At 70.6% G+C, this 23,249-nt stretch carries 19 protein-coding genes; 13 read left to right on the forward strand and 6 right to left on the reverse strand.

Going from position 1 to position 23,249, the window contains the following annotated elements:
• Positions 1–48: 48 nt before the first annotated feature.
• The 12 genes from LPT13_RS02190 (at position 49) to LPT13_RS02245 (ending at position 14,597) form a co-directional block, all read left to right on the forward strand.
• Positions 49–2,238 carry a prenyltransferase/squalene oxidase repeat-containing protein gene (locus LPT13_RS02190; protein ID WP_242163038.1) on the forward strand — a complete coding sequence of 730 codons (2,190 nt, stop codon included), beginning with the start codon at positions 49–51 and terminating at the stop codon, positions 2,236–2,238.
• An 86-nt stretch (positions 2,239–2,324) separates the two neighbouring features.
• Entirely contained in the window at positions 2,325–3,248 is a 924-nt protein-coding gene (locus tag LPT13_RS02195; RefSeq protein WP_242163039.1) for a DUF4430 domain-containing protein, read from the forward strand.
• Positions 3,238–4,278, forward strand: a complete 1,041-nt coding sequence (locus LPT13_RS02200; protein WP_242163041.1) for an energy-coupling factor transporter transmembrane component T — start codon at positions 3,238–3,240, stop codon at positions 4,276–4,278. Before LPT13_RS02195 ends, LPT13_RS02200 begins: the two co-directional genes overlap by 11 nt.
• Complete coding sequence (locus tag LPT13_RS02205) at positions 4,266–5,996, forward strand: ABC transporter ATP-binding protein (protein ID WP_242163043.1); 1,731 nt, start codon at positions 4,266–4,268, stop codon at positions 5,994–5,996. Before LPT13_RS02200 ends, LPT13_RS02205 begins: the two co-directional genes overlap by 13 nt.
• Positions 5,993–6,700 (forward strand): ECF transporter S component, encoded by a 708-nt coding sequence (locus tag LPT13_RS02210; RefSeq protein WP_242163045.1) that lies wholly within the window; start codon positions 5,993–5,995, stop codon positions 6,698–6,700. Before LPT13_RS02205 ends, LPT13_RS02210 begins: the two co-directional genes overlap by 4 nt.
• A 108-nt stretch (positions 6,701–6,808) precedes the next feature.
• Entirely contained in the window at positions 6,809–7,441 is a 633-nt protein-coding gene (locus LPT13_RS02215) for an LURP-one-related/scramblase family protein (protein WP_242163046.1), read from the forward strand.
• A gap of 292 nt (positions 7,442–7,733) precedes the next feature.
• The gene (locus LPT13_RS02220) at positions 7,734–8,351 is read left to right on the forward strand and encodes a hypothetical protein (RefSeq protein WP_242163047.1); all 618 of its coding nucleotides are present in this window, start codon (positions 7,734–7,736) and stop codon (positions 8,349–8,351) included.
• A gap of 162 nt (positions 8,352–8,513) precedes the next feature.
• Positions 8,514–9,632 carry a FecCD family ABC transporter permease gene (locus LPT13_RS02225; RefSeq protein ID WP_242163049.1) on the forward strand — a complete coding sequence of 373 codons (1,119 nt, stop codon included), beginning with the start codon at positions 8,514–8,516 and terminating at the stop codon, positions 9,630–9,632.
• Complete coding sequence (locus LPT13_RS02230; protein ID WP_242163051.1) at positions 9,629–10,414, forward strand: ABC transporter ATP-binding protein; 786 nt, start codon at positions 9,629–9,631, stop codon at positions 10,412–10,414. The genes LPT13_RS02225 and LPT13_RS02230 overlap by 4 nt, the downstream gene beginning before the upstream one ends.
• Before the next feature lie 34 nt (positions 10,415–10,448).
• Positions 10,449–11,579, forward strand: a complete 1,131-nt coding sequence (locus LPT13_RS02235) for an ABC transporter substrate-binding protein (RefSeq protein ID WP_242163053.1) — start codon at positions 10,449–10,451, stop codon at positions 11,577–11,579.
• Between the two features lie 28 nt (positions 11,580–11,607).
• Positions 11,608–12,399 (forward strand): DUF364 domain-containing protein, encoded by a 792-nt coding sequence (locus LPT13_RS02240; protein ID WP_242163055.1) that lies wholly within the window; start codon positions 11,608–11,610, stop codon positions 12,397–12,399.
• Between the two features lie 518 nt (positions 12,400–12,917).
• Positions 12,918–14,597, forward strand: a complete 1,680-nt coding sequence (locus tag LPT13_RS02245; protein ID WP_242163056.1) for an MFS transporter — start codon at positions 12,918–12,920, stop codon at positions 14,595–14,597.
• A 205-nt stretch (positions 14,598–14,802) separates the two neighbouring features.
• On the opposite strand, the gene LPT13_RS02250 is transcribed toward LPT13_RS02245, so the two are convergent.
• The 6 genes from LPT13_RS02250 to LPT13_RS02275 form a co-directional block, all read right to left on the reverse strand.
• Positions 14,803–15,579 (reverse strand): J domain-containing protein, encoded by a 777-nt coding sequence (locus LPT13_RS02250; RefSeq protein WP_242163058.1) that lies wholly within the window; start codon positions 15,577–15,579, stop codon positions 14,803–14,805.
• 45 nt (positions 15,580–15,624) lie between these two features.
• Positions 15,625–16,488, reverse strand: coding sequence for a DUF5685 family protein (locus LPT13_RS02255; protein ID WP_242163060.1), 864 nt, complete (start codon positions 16,486–16,488; stop codon positions 15,625–15,627).
• Between the two features lie 9 nt (positions 16,489–16,497).
• On the reverse strand, positions 16,498–16,914 hold the full coding sequence (locus tag LPT13_RS02260) for a hypothetical protein (RefSeq protein ID WP_242163061.1): 417 nt from the start codon (positions 16,912–16,914) through the stop codon (positions 16,498–16,500).
• A 315-nt stretch (positions 16,915–17,229) separates the two neighbouring features.
• Positions 17,230–19,188, reverse strand: a complete 1,959-nt coding sequence (locus LPT13_RS02265; RefSeq protein WP_242163063.1) for an oxidoreductase — start codon at positions 19,186–19,188, stop codon at positions 17,230–17,232.
• Entirely contained in the window at positions 19,181–19,966 is a 786-nt protein-coding gene (locus tag LPT13_RS02270) for a DUF169 domain-containing protein (protein ID WP_242163064.1), read from the reverse strand. Before LPT13_RS02270 ends, LPT13_RS02265 begins: the two co-directional genes overlap by 8 nt.
• A gap of 24 nt (positions 19,967–19,990) precedes the next feature.
• A complete protein-coding gene (locus tag LPT13_RS02275; RefSeq protein WP_242163065.1) occupies positions 19,991–20,410 on the reverse strand; it encodes a hypothetical protein in 420 nt (139 codons plus the stop codon).
• A 439-nt stretch (positions 20,411–20,849) separates the two neighbouring features.
• Here LPT13_RS02275 and LPT13_RS02280 point away from each other — a divergent pair, with 439 nt between their 5' ends.
• Positions 20,850–23,225, forward strand: a complete 2,376-nt coding sequence (locus LPT13_RS02280) for a molybdopterin-dependent oxidoreductase (protein WP_242163067.1) — start codon at positions 20,850–20,852, stop codon at positions 23,223–23,225.
• The last annotated feature ends 24 nt before the right edge of the window (positions 23,226–23,249 follow it).

Raw genomic sequence — 23,249 nt, forward strand, 5'->3', positions numbered from 1 at the left:
AGCACTTCCGCGCCCTCATCGGGCGCAACACCCCTGAAGAAACTGCTCATGATGGTGATGGCGGCGGCCCTCTGCCTGGGCCTGGCTCCCGTCGCCCCCGCCAGCGCCGCCGAGCCGGCAGCCGAGAAGCAGACGGTCACCGAGGAACTCGGTGCGAACGATCCTCAGCCTGGGAAGGGGGAGGCGTCTTCTCAGAAAGAGGATGCAAAGAACGCCTCGGCGAAGGCTCCCGCGGCTCAGCTTCAGGCTGCCAGCGCGGCTGTCGATGCCCAGCCGATGACGCAGCTGAGGACGAAGGCGGCCCCGTCGGCCGTGACGGTGGCTCCCACCGTCGTTGACGGGAAGCTGAGCATTCCCGATCCGCTGCCTGCGGCCAAGTTCTCCGTCGCCCTGACGGTGGTAGATGCCACCGACGGTAACAAGGTGGTCTACAACGGCGCCGTCGAGAACATGGCCCCCGGCAGCACCGTGCTCGACATGCTGAAGGCGGCCGGCTTCACCGAGGTGGCCGACCTGGCGGAGACGGCCGGAAACGACCGGGCGTTCTGCCTCACCTACGACTCGCCCTACTTCCTGGGCAAGGGCTACGACCCGGCCACCGGCGCCTTCTGGACCACCATGGCCGACGGGTCGTCCGACAACTACGACGACGCCATGGCCTCCTCGCCGCTGAAGGCGGGCGGCAGCTACCAGTACGTCTACGGCACCGCGACCAGCTTCGCCTACAGCGATGCTATTCCCGACCCCCTGGCGAAGGCCTCGTTCCCGGCGGCCCTCACCGTGTTCGACGCTGTGGACGGCAAGGTGGTCTACAACGGCGCCGTCGAGAACATGGCCCCCGGCAGCACCGTGCTCGACATGCTGAAGGCGGCCGGCTTCACCGAGGTGGCCGACCTGGCGGAGACGGCCGGAAACGACCGGGCGTTCTGCCTCACCTACGACTCGCCCTACTTCCTGGGCAAGGGCTACGACCCGGCCACCGGCGCCTTCTGGACCACCATGGCCGACGGGTCGTCCGACAACTACGACGACGCCATGGCCTCCTCGCCGCTGAAGGCGGGCGGCAGCTACCAGTACGTCTACGGCACCGAGACCGCCTTCGCCTACGGTGTCCAGGGGGTCGCGGCTCCCGATCCCAAGCCGGACGACTCGGCCTATGCCACCTGCAAGTACGACGCGGCCAAGGCGGCCTCGCTCCAACAGAACCTGGCGGCGCGCTTCTCCCGGGGCGGCGCCGAGGCGGCTATCGACAACACCACGGCCTTCGCGGCCATAGCCCTGAATGACCTCGGCTTGGGCGCGAGCATCGACGGAAGCGCCATTCTGGCTAGCCTCGCCGATTACGAGAAGGCCAACGGCGCTCCCATTCGCGCAGGCGCCCTGGCGAAGTACATCCTGGCGCTCACGGCTGCCGGCGTAGACTGCACGAGGGCGCCGATGGGGGGCGCCACGCACAATCTGGTCGCCGAGATGGAGGCCCTGATATCCGAGGACGCGATGAGCGTCTACGATGCCGTCATGATCCTGCCCGTCTACGGCGACGCGGGCTACGAGCAGGGCTCGTGCGCGATGTCGGTGCAGGATCTCGTCGACTACCTTGTCGCAAGCCAGCAGGATAACGGTCTGTTCACGGTTTCTAGCCCTGATTCGCAGACTGCCTCGCAGGCCATCCTGGCGCTCATTCCCTATCGTTCCCAGCCTGCCGTGTCGAAGGTCATTGACAAGACCGTGGCAACCGTCAGGGCCATGCAGCTTCCCGATGGCAGCTTCGCCTACAATCCGGGGGATACGCAGGGCAACTTGGACGCCACAGCTAACGTTGTGGTGGCCCTCGCGGCCCTGGGCGTCGACCCCCTCTCCCTGGTGACGGACAACGGATCCTCTCCGCTGGGATTCGCGATCGCCCTGGCTGACGACGACCTTGCGGGCTATGCGAGGGCCCTCGACGAGGATCTGATCGGCAACGAGACGATGGCCTCTGCCACGGTGCTGCTGGCCCTGGCGGCGAACCAGGGCTATCAGAAGGCGGGAGGCGCCTATGATGCCTACGACCTGACCGCCGTCACCCCGCCGGCTCAGGGGGAGCCGGGGGATGAGGGCGCGGCGAAGGCGCCGGCTGCGGGGACGGCGCTGGCGCCGACGGGCGACGACGGGCTGGGCGCCGCGGGCGCCGTGGCCGCGCTGGCCCTGGGCGCCGCCGCCTGCGTGGCCACGGCGCGCCGTCGCGAGGCCGCGTAGGCGCGCGACCCTGCCTGCCCGCTGCGCCGCCAGCCGGCCGCGCGGCGGGTGCTCGCGTAACCGCGTACGGAACGAAGGAGCCGATGATGACGGTGGATAGCAAGCCGGGGGCGGACGAGCGCGTCGTCCCCGAGAGGATACGGGAGGGCGCTGCGGGCGGCGCGGCTGCGGGCGGCGCAGCCCCCGCGACCCCCGCGGCGGCCGACGACGGGGGGCCGGTCACCCCGGCCCCGCGGCGCTCGCGCGTGCCGGTGGTGGTGGCCTCGGCGTGCGCGGCGTGCGTGATAGTCTTCGCGGCGGGCGGCGTCGCCCTGGGGGCGTTCTCGCAGGAGGGCGCGACGGTCGACCCCTGGGCCTCCACGACGGTGCCCGTCAGGGAGGTGGGCGTGGCGGCCGTCCTCGACGACTACCTGGACGAGGCGCCCGAGGAGCCCCTGGCCGAGGAGCCGCCCGCCGCGACCGAGGGCGACGCCCCCGCCGCCGAGGAGCCGCAGGCCCCGGCTGCCGGCTCGGCCGAGACGCCCCCGGTTTCGGGCTCGGCCCCCTCGGGCGGCTCGCAGCCCCCGGCCTCCTCGGGCGGCACGGCTGCCCAGCCCCCCGCCTCTTCCGGCGGCTCGTCGGGCGGCTCGGGCGGGTCTTCCGGCGACACGGCGGAGAAGCCGGCCGAGACTCCGCCGCCGGCCCCGTCCACCATCACCGTCACCGTGTCGGTCGACGGGTCCAAGGCCAAGCCCTCGGGCTACTCGGTGGGCGCCGCCGCGCGCTCGGTGACCCTGCCGGCGGGCGCGACGGCCTATGACGCGCTGGTCGCCACGGGGCTGTCGGTCAACATGTCCGGCGGCTACGTGCGCTCCATCGGCGGCCTGGCCGAGTTCTCCTGCGGCGCGGGCAGCGGGTGGATGTACGGCGTCAACGGGACGTATCCCAAGAAGTCGTGCACCGCCTACAAGCTGTCTGCTGGCGATACCGTGCGCTGGGTGTACACCCTGGACAACGGCAATGACCTCTAGCGCTCCCGCGGCGGGCGCGGCAGAGGCGGGGAGGGCGGGCGGCCGCGTGGCCCCGGACGCCGGCGCCCGCGCGACTGCGCCTGGCGCCCAGCGCCCACGCGGCGCTCGCACCCGCTGCGACGACGCGTCCGGAACGTCCGCCGTCCCCGCCCCCGCAGCGCCCCCGGCGGGCGCGGCCGTCCTCGACGCGGTGCACCCGGCGGTGCCGCTCGCGTTCTTCGCGGCGGCGCTCGCGCTCACCATGGCGGCCTTCCAGCCGGTGCTCATCGGCCTGTCGCTGGCCGGGGCGCTCGCCTGCGGCGCGCTGCTGCGCGGGCCCCGCGCCGTGGCCCGCGAGCTGCGCTGGCAGGTGCCGCTCTTCCTGGTCATCGCCGTGGCGAACCCGCTGTTCGCGGCCCAGGGATCCACCGAGCTCGCCCGCGTGGGCACCTTCGCCCTCTACGGCGAGAGTCTGGCCTACGGGGCGGCCATGGGCGCGCTGCTCATGGCGACGCTGCTGTGGTTCGCGGCCGCGTCGGCGGTGCTGTCGGCCGACCGCGTGATGACGGCGCTCGGCGGCCGCGCGCCGGCGCTGGCGCTCATGCTGTCCATGGCGCTGCGCCTGGTACCGCGGTTCAGCCGCTGCGGCCGCGCTATCGCCGATGCCCAGGCGGCCTGCTCGAAGGCGGCGCCCCGCGGCCGCCGCGCCGCGCTGTCGTCCGGCCTGCGCCAGATGTCGGTGCTCGTCGGCTGGTCGATGGAGGACAGCCTGGAGACGGCCGACTCCATGCGCGCCCGCGGCTGGGCCTCCGGCGCGCGCCGCACCACCTACCAGCGCCAGCGCTTCCGCGGCCGCGACGCCGCGCTCATGGCGGCGGTGCTGGGCCTGGCCGCCCTGTCCGCGGCCGTGGCCGTGGCGGCGGTGGGGTCGTTCCGCTTCTACCCGACGCTGACGCCGCTTTCCTGGTGGTGGGGCTACGGGCCCTACGCCCTGTTCTTCTTCCTGCCCTGTGCCCTGATTGGAGGCGAGCGCCTGCGATGGACGCGCTGACCTACCACGGATTCACCTTCGCCTACCCCCACGGCTCCCCTGTGCTGGCCGACGTCGACTGGTCGGTGCCGGCCGGCGCCTTCGCCGTGCTGGTGGGCGCCACCGGGTCGGGCAAGACGACGCTTCTGCGCTGCGCCAAGCCCGAGCTGGCCCCCGTGGGCGAGCGGGCGGGCGCGGTGCTGCTGGGAGGCGAGCCCCTCGCCGCGGGCGGCCGCGAGCCGCGCATCGGCTACGTGTCCCAAGATGCGGACAACCAGATAGTCTGCGACAAGGTGTGGCACGAGCTGGCCTTCGGCCTGGAGAACCTGGGGACGCCGCCGGACGACATGCGCCGGCGCGTGGCCGAGGTGGCGCACTTCTTCGGCATGGAGCCGTGGTTCCGCCGCAGCGCCGAGGAGCTCTCCGGCGGCCAGAAGGCGCTCGTGTGCCTGGCGTCGGTGCTGGTCATGCAGCCGTCGGTGCTGCTCTTAGACGAGCCGACCGCCCAGCTGGACCCGGTGGCGCAGAAGAGCTTCCTCCACGCGCTGTTCCGCCTCAACCGCGAGCTGGGGCTCACGGTGGTCGTGGCCACGCACAGCCCCGAGACCATGGTCGACTACGCCACCATGGCCGCGCGCGTCGTCGGCGGCCGCGTGGCGCCGGCCTCGCTCGACGAGTTCCGCTATGGGCGCGGGAAAATAGCGGGGGAGGGAAGGGAAGGCGCGGAAGGCGGGTGCGCGGCGGGCGCGGCCAGCGAGCGCGCGGCGGCCGCGAGCGCGGCGGCACCGGGCGGGCCCGGCGCGCTGCCGGGCGTGTCGGGCGGGCGCGGCGTGCTGGCGGGTGCGGCCGCGGGCGTGCCGGGCGGACGCGCGGCCGGCGCCCCGGCCCCCGAGGGCGCCCCGGCGCTGCGCTTCTCCGACGCGTGGTTCCGCTACGACCGCGCCGCCGACTGGGTGCTGCGCGGCCTCGACCTCACGCTGGGCGAGGGACGCATCCACGCCATCGTCGGCGGCAACGGCTGCGGCAAGTCGACGCTCCTGCGCGCCGCCGCCGGCACCCTGCGCCTCGAGCGCGGCAAGCTGGCCAACGCCCTGCGCGCCGACCAGGCCCTCCTGCCGCAGAACCCCAAGATGCTGCTCGTGTGCGACACGGTGGCCGAGGAGCTGGCCGAGTGGGCCGACGCCGGCGGCTACGGGCCCGACGCCATCGCGCGCGTCGCGGGCCAGCTCGGCCTCGCGGGGCTTGACGACCGGCACCCCTACGACCTGTCCGGCGGCCAGCAGCAGAAGCTGGCGCTGGCGAAGCTGCTCCTGGTCGAGCCGCGGCTGCTGCTGATGGACGAGCCCACTAAGGGGCTCGACGCGCCCTCGCGCCTGGAGATCGCGCGCATCCTGCGCCACCTGCGCGCCGAGGGGCGCACCATCGTGCTGGTCACCCACGACGTGGCCTTCGCCTCGCGCGTGGCCGACACTATGACGATGCTCTTCGACGGTGAGGTGGCCTGCACCCAGCCTCCCGCCGAGTTCTGCGAGCGCAACCTCTTCTACCGCCCCCAGCCCGATGGCTTCACCATCCTATGGGATGCTCAGGAGGAGAAGGAGGGGGCGCGGAAGCGGGCCTCCGCGCTCGCGGGGGAGGGGAGCCAGCTCGACGGCCCGACAGCCTCGCGGGACGCGCAGGATGCGGGGTGGCCCGACGGCCCGGCGGCCCCGCGGGGTGAGCGGGGGGCGGGCCGATGACGGCGCGCGACGAGGGGGCCGCCGGCCGCCGCTTCCCCGCCGCCCTGGAGGCCCTCGTGCTGCTGGCGGTGCCGGTGGCGCTCGTGGTGTGCGGGTGGTTCCAGTTCGACCAGACGGCGCTGCTCACCTTCGCGGTGGCCGCCGGCGCGCTCGGGCTGTTCTTCGCCGGCTTCGAGCGTAGCAGGCCGGCCCTGCGCCAGGTGGTGCCCACGGCGGTGCTGGGGGCGCTCGCCGCGGCGGGGCGCATCCTGTTCGCGGCGACGCCGGACGTGAAGCCCGTCAGCGCCGTGTGCATCCTGGCCGGCGCCGTGTTCGGCCGGCGCTGTGGCTTCATGGTGGGCGCGCTCGCGGCCGTCGTGTCCAACTTCTTCTTCGGCCAGGGGCCCTGGACGCCCTGGCAGATGTACGCCTGGGGCCTGGTGGGCTACCTGGCCGGGGTGCTGGCCGACGCCGGCCTTCTCGAGCGCCGCGGCGTGCTCATGGCCTACGGGTTCGCGTCGGGACTGCTGTTCGGCCTGCTCATGAACTCGTGGACCCTCGTCGGCTTCACGCACCCCATCACCTGGCAGACGGCGCTTCTGGTCTACGGCGCGGGGCTGCCCTTCGACCTGGTCCACGCCGTGTCGACCGTCGTGTTCCTGCTGGTCATCTACGTGCCCTGGCGGCGCAAGCTCCTGCGCGTGCGCGACAAGTTCGCCCTCTGAGGACGATGCCCGCGCCCGCTGGGCGCCCTTCTCGCCCCCACGGGTCGAGGGCCTGGCCGTCCGCGGCGGCTATACTCGGGCGACCTGTCCCCGCCCGAAGGAGCCGCCGTGAAGAACAACAAGGTCTACCTGCCCGCCGACGCCCTCTCTCGCCACGATGACTTCGACATCCTCTTCGAGGACGGCACGCCGCTCTACCACGTGCGCGGCGACTGGTCGAGCGAGCGCGGGAAAGTGCGCTTCATCGGCCGCATGGGCGGCGAGAACTGCGTCATCAAGCCCGACGCGCAGACGCTGTCGTACTACATCCAGCTCGAGCGCCACGAGCACGCCCTGCGCACGTTCCGCCTGTTCGACCACTACTACCTGGAGGGGCGCCTGTGGCAGATCCGCGGGTCGCTCACCACGTGCCCGCTCGACTTCGTGAACGAGAAGACGGGCCGCAAGGAGGTGCACGTCAGCCGCCGCCTGTTCCGGGGGATGGGGGACGCCTACGAGGTGCGCGTGACCGACGTGGCCAAGCTGCGCATCGCCGCGGCCGCCGTGGTGGCGCTGGCGAAGAAGGAGGAGTGGCGCGGGAAGAGCGAGGGCGAGAAGAGCCCGGAGGGTTCGAGGCTGGCGCGCCTTAGGGAGTGGGCCCTCGGCGGCCGCGGCAAGACCTACGAGGAGCTGCTCGCCACCGACCCCGCCTACGCCCAGCAAGAAGCCGCCCGCCTCGCCCGCCTAGGGGAAGCGCGCTAGGGGAGCGCCCAGCGCCGCCAGCGCTACCGCTGCGCGCGGTAGCTCTCCCAACGCGCCCGCCAACGGCGCGCTTCCGAGGAGAGAGAGGGGGGGGGAGACGCGCCCCGAGGAGGGGAGGGCGCCTCCCCGGCAGCGCGCTGCCCCCCCGTCTCGGAAGCGCGCCGTTGGCGGGCGCCTGGCGTTGGGCTGTCGCGCGCACGTGGGGGAGGGGTGCCTGGCGAGGACTTCTGCTCTTCCCTGCCTTCCATCTGTTATCCTTATCCGAGGATAATCTTGCGAGAAGGGATGCGCGGTGCTGTTCGTACTGACGGGGCGGATCCAGGTGGGGAAGACGCGGTGGCTTGAGGGGCTGGCGGGCGACCTCGTTGCGGCGGGGGTTCCCGTGCGCGGGGTGTTGGCGCCGGGGGACTGGGTGGCCTCGGACGGGCCGCGCGCCGACGCCCACGGCTTCGAGAAGCGCGGCATCGACCAGGTGCTCCTGCCCCAGGGCGAGCGCATCCCCTTCGCGCGCCGGCGCGACCTGGCCGAGGCTGCGGGCATCGCCGATGCTGCCAGCCAGAGCGCCCAGGCGCAGCTGGGCTGGGCCATCGACGACGCGGCCCTCGCCCACGTGAACGCCCACCTGGCGTCCCTCGCCCCGCTGGCCGACGCGTCGGGCGTCGCCCCCGGCTTGCTCGTGGTCGACGAGCTCGGGCGCCTGGAGCTGGAATGCGGCGGCGGCCTCGTCGAGGCGCTGGCCCTGTTGGATCGCGGCCCGCGCCCCGCGTGGCCCCACGCGCTGGCGGTGGCGCGCGACCGCCTGGCCGACCGCGCGGCCGAGCGCCTCGGCGCCGCCTGGGGCGGCGCGCGGGCCATCGCCCCCGACGAGGCCTCCCGCAGCGCCGTCCTCGCCGCCTTCAGTCTCGCCTAGCTCCCAACCCGCTGCCGCTGGCTGCCAGGATATCGCCGCCCGTCGCTCATCAATACGCCTCCTCATCATTATTCTCATTGAAAAATAATCAAAGGCGTTATATTATCCTCACTAAAGATTATTCATAAATAAGAATAATCATAACGAGGGAAGGGGGACGCCATGGGGGAGGAAACGCGCCCAGCGCCAGGCACCGGGGTCGCCGCGTCGCCCGCCGCGCCGGGTACCGAGGCCGCTGCGTCGCCCGGCGGCTGCGGCTGCCCGCGGGCATCCCGCGCCGCGCGCCGCGGCCGCCTCGTCATCGTCGGGCTCGCCGTGTTCGCGGTGCTGGCCGCCGGCGCCTCCCTCCTGCTGGGGCGCTACCCCATCGACCCCTCCCAAGCCGTCGCCCTGCTGGTCGACCAGGTCGTCCCCCTCCCGCAGACCTGGACCGACCAGCAGGCGACCCTCTTCTTCAACGTGCGCCTGCCGCGCATCCTGCTCGCGCTCATGGTGGGCTGCTGCCTGGCCGTGGCCGGCGCCGCCTACCAGGGCACCTTCCAGAACCCGCTCGTGTCTCCGGACATTCTCGGCGCCAGCCAGGGCGCCGCGTTCGGCGCGGCCGTCGCCATCCTGCTGGGCCTCGGATCGGTGGGCGTGTCGCTGCTCGCCTTCGCCATGGCGCTCTTCACCGTGCTTCTCGTGCTGCTCATCAGCGCACGGGCCAAGGGCAACCACATGATGGTGGTGGTGCTGGCAGGCGTGATGGTCAGCTCGCTGTTCCAGGCGGGCGTGTCCTACGCCAAGCTGGTGGCCGACCCCACCGACGAGCTGGCCGACATCACCTACTGGCTCATGGGCAGCCTCACCGGCGCCAAGATGGCCTCGGTGGCCGCGGTCTTTCCCCTCATGCTGGCGGGGTGCGCCGTGCTCTTCGCCCTGCGCTGGCGCATCAACGTCCTCACCATGGGAGACGACGAGGCCGCCACCCTGGGCGTCAACGCCCGCCTCATCCGCGTTGTGGTCATCGTGGCGGCCACCGTCGTCACGGCCGCCAGCGTCTGCGTCACGGGCATGATCGGCTGGGTGGGCCTGGTCATCCCGCACCTGTGCCGCATGATGGTGGGCGCCGACTACCGCCGCCTCATCCCGGCGTCCATGCTGATGGGCGCGGGGTTCCTGCTGGTGGTCGACGACGTGGCGCGCCTGGCCACCACCGCCGAGATCCCCATCGGCATCCTCACGGCCTTCGTGGGGGCGCCGTTCTTCCTGTTCCTCATCACGCGGAGGAAGAAGCTATGAGCATCGAGGTTCGCAACCTGAGCTTCGCCTACGGCAGCCACGAGGTGCTGCGCGACGTGAGCTTCGCCGTCCCCGACGCCGCGCTCGTGGGAGTGCTGGGGCCCAACGGCGTGGGCAAGTCCACCCTGTTCCGCTGCATCCTGGGGCTCAACCAGGGCTATCGGGGTACCATCCTGGTCAACGGCCAGGACCTGCGCCGGCTGTCGGTGCGCGAGCGGGCGCGCGAGGTGTCCTACATCCCGCAGTCCCACGCGCCGGTGTACGACTACGAGGTGCTCGATGTGGTGCTCATGGCCACCGGCAGCGACCTCAAGATGCTCAGCAACCCGGGGAAGGCGCAGGTCAAGCGCGCCTACGCGGCCCTCGAGCGCATCGGCATCGAACGGCTGGCCCACCGCGCCTACACCCAGATATCCGGCGGCGAGCAGCAGCTGGTGCTCATCGCCCGCGCCATCGCCCAGCAGGCCCAGACCATCATCATGGACGAGCCCACCAGCGCGCTCGACTACGGCAACACCGTGCGCGTGCTGTCCTGCGTGCGCCAGCTCGCGCGCGAGGGGCTCTCCATCATCCAGTCCACGCACAACCCCGACCAGGCGTTCCTCTACTCCGACAAGACGCTCGTCATCGACGGCGGCCGCGTCCGCGCCTTCGGCAGCCCCCACGACACCATCACCTCCGAGCTCATCAGCGACCTCTACGCCGTGGACGTCGAGGTCAATTCCCTCTACGGCGACAAGGTGCGCGTCTGCGTGCCTGTGCGCGAAGTGCAGAGCCGCTGACCGACAGCGGAAACAAGGAAGGAAGGAACCGATCATGTCCACTCCGTTGAGAAGGCCCGCCGCCGCACTGCTGGCGCTGCTGTGCGCCGCCGCCCTGGGAGCGGGCGCCGTCCTCGGGCTGGCCGGCTGCTCCGGCGGCCAGGACCGCCCCGCCGCGCCCGCGCAGGAGGCGCCCGCCGCGCCCGAGACCTACGTCTTCACCGACGACCTGGGTCGCGAGGTGGAGTTGCCCGCCCAGATCGACCGCATCTGCCCGTCGGGCTTCACGGCCCAGCAGGTGCTGCTGACCATGGCCCCCGACAAGATGGTGGGCCTGGCCCAGGAGCTCAACGACGACCAGCTGCGCATCTTCGGTGAGAAGTTCGCCGGCTACCCCGTGTTCGGCGCGGTGCTCGGCGCCAAGGACAACCTCAACCGCGAGGCCGTGGCCGCCGAGAACCCGCAGGTCATCATCGACACCGGCGAGGCGAAGAAGGGTGCCAGGGAGGACCTGGACGCGCTGCAGGAGCAGCTCGGCATCCCCGTGGTGTTCATCGAGGCGAAGCTGTCCGACTACGGCGCGGCCTACGAGCGCCTGGGCGAGATGCTCGGCATGGAGGACCGCGGCGACGAGCTGGCCGCCTACTGCCGCGCCTCCTACCAGAAGGTCGAGGACGTCATGGCGACCATCCCCGAGGACGAGCGCGTGAGGATGGCGTACCTGCTCGGCGCCAACGGCCTCAACGCCATCGCCAAGACGTCGTTCCAGGGGCAGGTCATCGACATGTGCGCCGACAACGTCGTGGTGGTGGACGACGTGTCCGGCAAGGGCAACGGCAACGAGATCAGCCTCGAGCAGATCGCGCTGTGGAACCCCGACCTCATCATCTTCCAGGCCGGCAGCATCTACGACACGGTGGGGGACGACCCGGCGTGGGCCGGCATCGCCGCCATCGGCTCCGGTCGCTACTACCAGGTGCCCGACGACCCCTACTGCTGGATGAACAACCCGCCCACGGTCAACCAGCTCATGGGCATGCAGTGGCTGCCGCGTCTGTTGTATCCCGATCGCTTCGACGACACCATCGCCGACGTGACCAGGGCCTACTATAAGACCATGTACCAGTACGACCTGTCCGACGCCGAGCTGGCCGACCTGCTGGCCGACGCGTCGCCGCGCTCCTAGGCGCGGGTGAGAGGGAAGGGGAGAAGCTATGAGGAACCTCGGATTCACGCCCTGGGCGCTCTACGACGAGCTGATCGCGGGGGTGCCCGACGGCGTGCTCGTGCGCGATCTGTGCCTGGGCACCCACTGGTCCTACGTCGACGCGGAGTGCGGCATGGGGGTGGCCTTCACCACCACGGGCGGTGCGGTGCGCGCCGACAAGGGCGACTGGCGCGGGCGCCCCCTGCGCGAGATGGCGGCGCTGGCCAAGTCCTGGTGCTTCGAGGAGGCGACGCTCGGCATCGCCGCGCTCAACGCCTGGTACGCGCGCCGCTCGCTGCTCGAGCCGCTGGGCGCCCGCTTCGACGAGCCCGTCGACCTGCCCGACGGCACGCGGCGCTCCCTCGACGCCTTCGAGATGGTGCGCCCCCAGGTGGAGGCGGCCGGCTCCGACAGCCAGGTGGTGGTCGTCGGGCACTTCCCGCACGTCGACCGCATCGAGGAGTACGCGCGGCTCACGGTGCTCGAGCGCCGCTGCTCGGGCCCGCTCGACACGCCGGATCCGGCGTGCGAGTATGTGCTGCCCACGGCGGACTTCACGTTCATGACCGGCGTCACCCTCATCAACAAGACGGCCCCGCGCCTGCTCGAGCTGGCCACGCGCTCCTACGTCACGCTGGTGGGCCCGTCGGTGGTGATGGCGCCGCTTTTGTTCGAGTGCGGCGCCGACTTCCTGGCCGGCAGCGTGGTCGCCGACCCCGAGAAGGCCGCCTTCGGTGTGCGTAACGGCGCCGGGCAGCTCTTCGGGGAGGCACTCTCGATGGCGGCGCTGAGACGCTAGCCCCTTCCTCGTCCCTCCTCTCTCCCGGTGGGCCCCGCTTCGGCGGGGCCCACCGGCGTTTTCGCCCCCTTTCCTGACCTGGCGCTTCCCGTCGTGGTTGAGAAAAATCAACCCTCGGGGACGATGCCCGGGGCGCAAAGCGACCCGCCCAATCGTTGACCGGCCCCCTCCCATCTCATACGCTTGCCCGGTCGTTTCGCTTGCGAAGGCATAGGGCCGCCCGCGGGGCCGCCTGCTCTCCGTAAGGGAAACGCGCATCCGATCAGAGAACCGTGAAAGGAGGATGTGCGCAGTCGTTTCTCCTGGCTGTCGCGCGATCACGGAGGCGGAGGAGGAGTCGTTGGGGAACGACGCCTCAAGGGGGCTTCCGCTCGATTCGGAGCGCCCGTTCCCGCCGGTCTGCGGCGATATCCCAGTCTTGCTACTGCGTTCTCTAGGGTGATCGGCCCCGGCGTTGCCTGCTGGGCCGGTCAAGGACGTACTCGCTCATTCCATCTCATTCGCAATAGGAGGGATTGATGGACAAGAAAGAGTTCACCGTATCGGAGGTCATCGACTCCATCGGCATCAGCTCGCACACCTGGGTGGTGTTCGTGATCCTGGGCTTCGCGATGATCTTCGACGGCTATGACTTCATGATCGTCAACTCGACGAACCTGTTCGTGGCCCACACCTTCTGGCCCGACAACGCCAACCCGGGCGCGCTCATGGGCTCGCTCACCACGTGGGGCCTGCTGGGCATGGTGCTCGGCGGCGCCGTCGGCGGCATTCTGTCCGACAAGCTGGGCCGTAAGAAGACGCTCATCATGGCGGTCATGTTCTACGGCTTCTTCACGTTGCCGCAGGCCTTCGCCAACGACCTGGCGTTCTTCGCCGCGTTCCGCCTGATCGCCGGCTTCGGCGTGGGCTCCTGCATCCCCATCGTCACCACCGTGTTCTCCGAGTCGATGCCCTCTAAGCAGCGCGGCGTGTTCGTCACCTGCGGCATGGCCTTCATGGTGGTCGGCTGGGTGCTGGCCGGCCTCATCGCCAACCCCATCTGCAACACCCCCACGCCCATCATCGAGGGCTTCTGCAACCAGATCGACTACGTGACCGCCGACGGCGGCACGGCCACCATGTACGCCAACTGGCGCCTCTGCTACCTGATCGGCGGCCTGCCGCTGGTCTACGGCATCATCCTCATCTTCGTGATGCACGAGACGCCGCACTGGTACGCCAACGCCGGCATGCTCGACAAGGCCTGCGAGCGCCTGACCCAGATCGAGCAGGCTACCCGCGGTACCTCGCACGTGTACGACCCCGCCCTGCTGGTGGTGCCGCCGCGCCCCGAGAAGACGAGCCCCGTCGTGCTGTTCTCCAACAAGTACATCGTGGGCACCGCCGCCATCTGGTGCACCTACTTCGTCGGCCAGTTCTGCGTGTACGGCATGAACGCGTGGATCCCCACCTGGTTCGTGGGCGTGGGCTACTCCCAGGCCGACTCCGTCATGCTGCAGACGTGGAACAACGTCGCCGCCATCGCGTCGAACTTCACCGTCGGCTTCGTCGCCGACCGCATCGGCCGCAAGCGCAACCTGGCCGGCTCCTGGCTGTTCTGCATCGTGGCCATCGTGCTGTGCTCGCTGTTCGTGGCGCCTAACAACATGGGCCTGTGCATCGTGCTGATGCTGCTGTTCGGCTTCGCGCTGAACTACGCCATCACCGCCGTGCAGCCGCTCATGCCCGAGACCTACCCGACCGCCATCCGCAACACCGGCACCTCCTGGTGCCAGGCGTTCGCCCGCTTCGGCGGCTCGGCGTCGTCCATCGTGCTCGGCGGCATCGCCGGCATGGCGTTCTTCCAGAACGCGGCGGGCGGCACCAACTGGAGCACCGTCGTGCTCGTGCTGATCGTGCCCTTCATCCTGGGCTTCGTCTGCACCGTGCTGTTCGTCAAGGAGACGGGCGGCAAGACCATGGACCAGCTGGCCGCCGAGGAGGTGGACAACCCCGTCAAGCAGAACTCCGGCGGTCTGGAGTTCGGCATCATGATGGTGGTCGTCGCCATCCTGGCCGTGCTGTGCATCGTGTGCCCGCTGGCCATCCCCGGCTGGTCGAAGATGCCCATCGCGCTGCCGCTCATGGCCATCGGCCTGCTGCTGCCCTTCGTGTACTTCTTCGTGTTCGCCGGCAAGGAGCTGGCGGCCCGCAAGTAGGAGCGGAATGCGGGGCGCGCGCCTGCGGGCCCCGCGCTGACGCGTCCCTCCCGCGCTGCGCGCTGAAACGACATGACGGCGCGCGGCGGGAAGGGGCGGGCGCTCGACGGCGCGCGAGGGCGCGCCTGTGGGCGCGAAACGTGCTCTCCCTTGGAAGCGGCCCCGCCTCGGCGGGGTCGCTTTTTTGCGCGCCCGCGGGCTCGCGCTACAGGCAGCAGATGGCGGCGGGAAGGCCCGGGCCGCAGAGCATGCTGCCCCAGCACAGGCAGCAGCACAGGTTGGTGGGGTCGAGGAAGCCCATCGAGAAGCCCTTCGACTCGCCCTGCTGCTGGTAGGCGGCGGCGCGCTGGGTGAAGCGGCGCTCGGCGGCCAGGTAGTCGGCGTTGGACGGGTCCATCTGGCGGGCGCGGCGGATGTAGCCGAGCGCGGACGTGATCTCGCCGGCGCCGTGGCTCGCCACCGCCATCAGGTAGTACCAGCGCGCGTTGCGGCCCGAGCGCACGGTCTTGCCCAAGAGCTCGAGGGCATCGCGGTAGCGCCCGGCGTTGATGGCGTCGACGGCCTGGCGCGCCTCGGGCCCGTCCGACGCGGACGCCTCGGGGTGGATGGGGCTGCCCGCCGTGCCGCCGAATCCCGCGCCGCCGAAGATGTCCTCCCAGTTGACCTCGACCCACTGGTAGCCGCCGGGCGCGCCGTAGGGGCCCGCGCCGGGCTGCTGCGGTCCCGCGCCGGGGCGGCCGTAGCCGGGGGAGTAGGGGGTGCCGTAGGCGGCCGCGCGGCGGCGGGCGTCTTCCCGGGCGTACTTCTCGGGGTTCATGATGCGGTCGTAGGCCTCGTTGACCTGGTTCATGCGCTCGGCGGCGGTCGGGTCGTCGGGGTTGAGGTCGGGGTGCGCCTCGCGGGCCTTCTTGCGATAGGCCTTCTTCACCTCGTCGGGCGACGCGTCGCGGCTGACGCCGAGTATGTCGTAGGGGTTCTCCATGGGCCTTTCCTCGGGCTGGCGGGCGGGGCGCGGCAGGCGCGCGGGCTAGGGCGCGGCGGGCGCGCCAGGCGAAGGACCGCCTGCTATGGTAGCGCGCTCGTCGGCGGGCGGGTAGGTTCTGTTGAACTGCTGCCACACGCCGGAGTACAGGACGCTGCGCATGAGGTGCAGATCCTTCTCCAAGGGTAGCCGTTCGAAGGTGTCCGCGGCGTTGCCGATGAGAACTGCAAGCAAAGTCCGCATATTCTCCGGCGTGCTGCCCAGGCGCACGAGGGGGTTGTAGCTGCCCGACTTCTCGTCGGCGGCGTAGTCCACCGCCGCGTCCATGAGGTAGACGAACTGCCCCAGCTGCCGGCCGAGCTTCTCCATCTGGTCGGCCCAGATACCCTGGTCGTGGGCGAAGAGCCGGCCGAGCAGCGTGCCGAACTCGATGGCCGCGGCGTCGGGGGAGGAATCCGGGTCGGCCTCGATGGTGCTGATGGCGGCCAGCGACCGCTCGATGGCGACGCACTGTCCGGGGATGCGCTCGCGCGCCCGGGCGTAGGCGCCGGCGAGCGCCCGCTCGCCCGCCTTCGCGCGCAGGGCGTGGTCGTCGTGCCAGTCGTCGAGGCACTTGTGGTAGGCGAGCGCCACCGTCAGGTCGGCGGCGTAGTCGGCGAAGCGCGACCGCGCGAAAGACCTCACCTGGGTGGGGTGGGCGATGCAGCGCAGCGTGCCCTCGTCCTCGGGCGGTTCGTGGAGCGAGTCGCACAGCATGAGGTAGAAGGTGAGGTCGTAGGTGAGCGTGAGGCGGCTGACCTGACCGTAGCGGTCGCGCAGCGTGCGGCACAGCCCACAGTAGAGTGCCTGGTAGCGCGCCTTCTCCTCGTCGGAGACGGTGCCCAGGCTGGCGACGACGAACCCGAACATCGGCGGCGCCTAGGACTTGACGGTGGTCTGGGCGTGGCACTTGGGGCAGGTCACGCGCAGGGTGCCCTTGCCGCGCGGCACGCTGAGCGACTGGCCGCACTGGGGGCACGTGAGGTACTTGACGTCCTTGCGGCGGGCCCAGCGGCCGCGTAGGCGCGCGAGGACTGCCCGGGGCTTGCGCAGCCAGCTCTCGAAGCGCGCGTTCTCGGTCGCGCGGGCGCCGATGTTGCGCGAGTAGCAGCGGAACAGCGCGTAGGCCAGAAACGCGAACGACAGGACGGACAGCAGCAGGCCCCCGAAGAGGAAGTCGAGCACCGTGAGGATGATGCCCGCGCCCAGCGCATACCGGGCCAGCGCGTCCATGCCGTTGCGCCCCGCCATGAAGGCGTAGAGCCCGCGTTGAAAGTTGTCCGAGAACCTGCCCATACCCGCTCCTGCCTGCCTCCGTGGGGCGCCGGGGTGCCGCCCGCGCCGGGCACCCGCTGTCGCGCCCGACGCTCCCGCTGGCTCGCCCGGCTGCCCGACGCTCCGGTTGTCCTGCGCCCACCGGCTCACCCGTCCGACTTTGGCAGATCAATATACTTTAGTTTCTAAACTATTTAGAAACTACCACACAAAGCGCACACGCCCCGCAGGGCGTCATCCCATTGTGCCAGAACCCCAGGGAAGGAAGCAGATTGCGGCAATACCGTTATGGGAGACGTGCGCCTGGCGACGCCTCCCGCGTCCCGCGTGCCCGCCCTATATCCGCATGGCGGCGAAGAAGGCCTCGCGCACGGCGTCGTTGATGAGGCGGGGGCGCTTGCAGTCGCCGATGACGTAGGCCTCGGGCACGGCGGCGCGCAGGGCGTCCACTTCGGCGACGGCCGGGCGCAGGCCGAGCGAGAGCACCACGGTGTCGCAGGCCAGGAGCTCCTCGCTGCCGTCGGCGCGCCGCACCACGGCGCCCTCGGGCGTGCAGGCCGTCAGCGCCGCGCCCTCGACGAACCGCACCCCGGCGTCGTCGCAGTACATGTAGGCCTTGAACAGGTTCATCCCCTGTTCGGCCAAGAGCGCCTCGCGCGTCCGGCGCACCACCACGGTCACGTCGCGCCCGCGTCGCGCCAGGTCGAGCGCCGTCTCGGCTCCGGTGAGGCCGGCGCCCACCACCACGACGCGCTCGCCGGCCAGCGACGGGTCGGCGTCCACCGCCACGGCCTGCACGACGTTCGGCAAGTCGACCCCGGGCACGTCGGGCGTGACCGGCGCGGCGCCCAGGGCGATGACGGCGGCGTCGAAGCCCTCGTCCGCCAGGAGCGCGGGGGTCGCCTCCACGCCCAGCCGCACCGCGATGCGCGGGTCGGCCGCCACCGCGCGCCGCGACCAGTCGGCGTAGGCGCGCACGTCGGCCTTCAGGCTGTTTTCGCCCGCGGCGGCTAGGTTGCCGCCCAGCGCGTCGCCCCGCTCGAAGATGACCGGCCGGTGCCCGCGCCGCGCGAGCCACCGCGCCGCCTCCATGCCGCCGGCGCCGCCGCCCACGACGGCCACGTGCTTGGGCCGGGCCGCCGGCTCCACGGCGGGGAAGTCCAGCTCGCGCCCGATGAGCGGGTTCACCGCGCAGCGGGTGGGCTTGGGCTTGATGCCCGGGCCGCCGCCCGTGCAGCTGTTGCAGCGCAGGCAGGGGCGTATCTCGTCGGCGCGGCCCTCCCGCGCCTTGACGGCGCATTCCGGGTCGGCGATGAAGCTGCGGATCATCGCCACCACGTCGCAGTCGCCCGCGGCCAGGGCCTCCTCGGCCAGCGGCATCGTGTAGGAGCCCACCGAGGTCACCGGCACCGACACGCGTCGCTTGATGTGGGCGGCCAGCGCGCGGTTGGTGGCGCGCGGCATGTAGGCGCCCTGGATCATGTAGTCGCCGGCGCGCATGTCGTAGAGGTTGCCCGCGCTCACGTGCAGCAGGTCGACGGCGTCCTGCATCCGCACGGCGAACTCGGTCATCTCCCCAAGCGGCACGTTGCGCTCGGCATCCAGGCGCTCGTCGCCGCTCATCCGCAGCTCAAGTGCCATGTTCCGCCCGATCTCCTCGCGCACGGCGGCCACCACCTCGCGGGCGAAGCGGCAGCGGTCGTCCAGGCTGTTGCAGCCGTAGCGGTCGGTGCGCTTGTTGAAGAAGGGGCTGAAGAACTGGTCGATCACGTGCCCGTGGCCGGCGTGCACCATCACCATGTCGAAGCCGGCCTGGCGCGCATGGCGGGCGGCGGTGGCGAAGGCGTCCACGATGGCGCGCAGCTCGGCCTCGGTGTAGTCGGCCGGCAGGCGCTCCTCGTCGCGCAGGTTGAGCTCGATGGAGGCCACCGCGTCGTGGCGGTGGATGGCCTCGACCGCCCACACCAGCCCGTTGACCACCAGCGGGTCGGACAGGTTGATGGTGTAGGGGCATGTGTCGAAGTAGGCCTGGGTGACGGGGCTGTCGCCGATGGTGACGATGCCCGCCCCGCTCGAGGCCAGGGTGCCGGTGAACGCCGCGAACTCGCGGGTGACCCAGCCGTCCTTGGACGCCATGTGGTTCTCGGCCGGCGACACCTCCAGCCGGTTCTTGATGGTGAGCGGCCCCACCTTGAGCGGCCGGAAGACGTGGGGGAAGCCGCCCGCCGCGCCCGCCGCGCCCACGCCAGCTGCCGCGTCCGCCGCGCCCGCGCCGCGCCAGCCGCCGCTAACCATGGCGCACCCGGTCCTTCGGGTCGACGGGGAAGTCCTTGTCGTGGGCCTTGTCGAACTTCTCGTAGTAGCGCGCGACCAGGGCCTTGTCGGCCGGGTCGTCGCTCAGGGCGGGCAGGCTCCACTCCATCTGCGCGAGCCCCGCCGCGAAGGCCGGGATCTTGTGGAAGGGGACCGATATGATGTGCAGCCCCGGCGGGTAGTAGCCCTGGCGCTTCATGCCGAAGTGCATCCCCGTGATGACGAAGTTGACCTTCCCCGTCATATAGGGGTAGTTGAACAGCCAGTGGCAGCCCAGCACGTTGGTGGACTTCGACTCGTAGGGGTCGCCCGTCATGAAGCTCGTGGCGCGCATGATGATGTCGGCCTTGTCGGTGGGGGCGACGAAGATGAGCAGGTCGGGGTCGAAGTCGACCTCGGCGGCGGGGCCGAACAGCACGAAGTTGACCGTGCCCTCCTTGAAGAACTGGATGTCGTAGTACAGGCGCGCGTTGCAGGCCTGCTGGTTGAAGATGCCGTGGTGGAACCCGACGGCGCCCGACTCGGCGAAGGGCTCGATGGGCACGGCTCCCAGCACGTGCTTGCCCATGCAGCCCTCCTCGGCCGCCTCTATATAGTAGGTCTCGCCCGTCTCCTGCACGTCCTTGATGCAGCCGCACAGCGGCTGCTTGGGATCCTTCAGCCGGTAGCCCTCGGGCCGGTTGAAGCAGAACTTCACCGCCACGGGGCAGTAGGGCAGGTCGAGCTTCGTTATCAGATCGCGTGTCTCCTGGCTGAGCATGGCTTCCTCCTCCGTGGGGTCGGGCTAGACGTCGGTGCGCGTGTAGCTGGTGCCGGGCAGGGCCGAGAGGTGGATGATCGGCCTCTCGAGGCTCACGATCTCGTAGGGGCAGTGGGGCACGCCGGCCGGCAGGTAGATGAAGCAGCTGCGGTCGGTCTCGACCCACTCGCCGTCGACGAAGAAGCGCAGCGTGCCGCCGAGGGACTCGGTGTCCTCCGGGTCGGTGCCGATGAAGCCCACCACCTCGTCCACGTCGTGGATGTGGGTGTGGGTGTCGTGGAGCCCGGGCGAGAGGTACCAGACCGCCGACAGGTGCATGCAGCCGGGCATCACCTCCCCGTTGATGAGCTGGGCGCTCGAGCAGAACTTCGAGCCGTCCTCGTGGTAGATGATCCCGTCGGGACGCTTGTGGTAGGAAAAGAACCTCTTCTCCGCGTCGGCCATCGCTTCCTCCTCCTCGTAGGCTGGCGGGCCGGGCGGGGGGTGAGTGCCCGGCCCCGGCCCATCATAGGAAAGGGAGGGGACGCGGAATAACGACCGCCAGCGGAGAAAAAACGCCCGACTTTTGGAGCCCCCGCCAATTGACAACGCCAACAGCCCCGCCGGGCGCGGATGTCTGGCCCCCTCTCGAAAGCGCGCCGATGGCGTGCGTGTTGGGCGAGTCGTCGCGCGCAGCGGTAGCGCCTGCGGATTCGGGGGAGCCCCATTCCGCCCCGCCGGACGCGGATGTCTCTATGCGGGGGTGCCAAAAAGGGCGGGGAATCTTGGCGGCGCGGCCAATTCATGGGGCGCGCCGCCGTCCTTATGATTACCCTGGCGGCCGCACGGCCGCCCGCCGGCGCCGCCTCCGAGGCGCCGCGGAGACGAGGAAAGGGGGCCTGCAATGGCCGATAAGCAGTGGATAACGGAAGAGGACGGCCTCACGCGCACGCGGACGTGCGCCTGGTCGGCGCCGGGGTGCCACCCCGTTGGGTGCGGCCTGCTCATCTACACCGACGCGGACGGCAACTTCGTGAAGGTGGAGGGCGACCCCGATCACCCCATCACCGAAGGTCGCCTGTGCCCGCGCTGCCTGGCCATCGGCGAGTTCCTCAACCACCCCGACCGCATCCGCCATCCCATGAAGCGCGCCCGCGAGGACCGCGGCAAGGACAAGTGGGAGGTCATCTCCTGGGACGAGGCGCTCGACATCCTGGAGACAGAGGTGCGTCACATCTGGGACACCTACGGCGCCGAGACCATCACCGTCATGAAGGGCACCGGCCGCGAGGCCACCTTCTACGCGCCGGCCATGGCCCAGGCCGTCTTCAAGACCTCGAACTCGGCCCAGGCGCTCTCCGGCAACTCCTGCTACGGCCCGCGCACCGTGGTGGCCGACTACATGCTGGGCGCCGGCTACCCCGAGCTCGACTACGCGGCGTTCTTCCCCGACCGCTACGACGACCCGCGCTACGAGGTGCCCAAGTACATCATGCTGTGGGGAAAGAGCCCGCTGCAGTCCAACCCGGACGGCCTCTTCGGCCACGCCATCGTCGACCTCATGAAGCTCGGGTCGAAGCTCATCGTCATCGACCCGCGCCTGACCTGGCTCGCCTCGCGCGCCGAGTACCACATCCAGCTGCGCCCCGGCACCGACGCGGCGGTGGGGCTCGCGCTGCTCAACGTCATCATCGGCGAGGACCTCTACGACCATGAGTTCTGCGACAAGTGGGTTTACGGCCTGGACGAGCTGGCCGAGCGCGTCGCCGACAAGACGCCCGAGTGGGCCGAGCCCATCACCTGGGTGCCGGCCGACGTCATCCGCGGCGCGGCCCGCGCCTTCGCCACCAACGCGCCGTCGTCCATCCTGTGGGGACTCGCCATCGACCAGATGCAGAACGGCGCCCAGGCCGGCCAGGAGATGCTCGCCATCGGCGCGATCTGCGGCTACATGGACGTGCCTGGCGGCATCACGCTGGCGCTGCCGAACAGCTTCATGGGCAAGTGGTCCTACGACACGCTCAAGTGCGTCGATCCCGACGTGGTGGCCAAGCGCATCGACGGCAAGGAGAACCACCCCGCCTTCGCCGTGGGCGTCTACGCGCACCCCGACGAGATCCTCGAGGTCATCGAGACCGAGCAGCCCTACGCCTTCCACATGGCGTACTTCTACGCGTCCAACCCCATCGCGCCGTGCATGGGCGCCGAGCCCGAGCGCTGGTACAACGCGTTCATGAAGATGGACTTCAACGCGGCCCAGGACTGCTTCATGACGCCCACCATCATGGGGCTGTGCGACCTGGTGCTGCCGGTGTCCAGCTTCGCCGAGCACGACGGCGTGGTGATGCCGCACTTCGGGCGCAACACGCACTTCATGGGCGCCATCAACACGGCCATCGACCCGGGGGAGTGCAAGTCCGACCTGGAGATATGCCTGATGGTGGGCAAGCGGCTTAACCCCGAGGCGTGGCCGTGGAACTCAGTCGAGGAGTTCTTCGACGACCAGATCCACACCCAGTACGACTGGGGCTTCAAGGAGCTCCAGAACCAGGTGGTGTTCCAGCAGCCCTTCGAGTACAGGAAGTACGAGAAGGGGATGCTGCGTCCCGACGGCGAGCCGGGCTTCAACACGCCGACCGGGCTCATCGAGGTGCGCTCGTCCATGTACGAGGACTTCGGCGAGGATCCGCTGCCCTACTTCATGGAGCCGGCCATGAGCCCGTATGCCACGCCGGAGCTCTACGCGGAGTACCCGCTCGTGCTGACCACCGGCGGCCGCGACTACGCGTCGTTCCACACCGAGCATCGCCAGATCCCCAGCCTGCGCCACATCACGCCCGACCCGCTCGTGACCATCCATCCCGAGACGGCGGCGAGATACGGCATCAACGACGGCGACTACGTGTGCATCGAGAACCCCTACGGCAAGTGCGTCGAGCGCGCCCGCGTCACCAAGGAGGTGGAGCCGCGCGTCATCCACGCCACCCACGGCTGGTGGTTCCCCGAGGACGACCCCGAGGCGCCCGGCCTGTACGGCACGTGGAAGGCCAACATCAACAAGCTGCTGCCCGGCTTCAAGGTGGGCAAGCTCGGCTACGGCGCGCCGTACAAGAACCTGCTCTGCAAGATCTACAAGGTGGACGGCTATGACGCCGGCGACAGCGACCCGACCCAGTACGTCCCGCGCGAGGCCCCCTCGCCCAACTCCCTGGCGAAGGATCCCATCGAGTACAGCTACGAGCGCCAGCGCGAGCGCATCGAAGCGGGAAGAGCGTACTAACGCGTGAAGGGGGGGCGCCGCGGG

The organism is Adlercreutzia faecimuris, from assembly GCF_022669055.1.
Taxonomy (GTDB): domain Bacteria; phylum Actinomycetota; class Coriobacteriia; order Coriobacteriales; family Eggerthellaceae; genus Enterorhabdus; species Enterorhabdus faecimuris.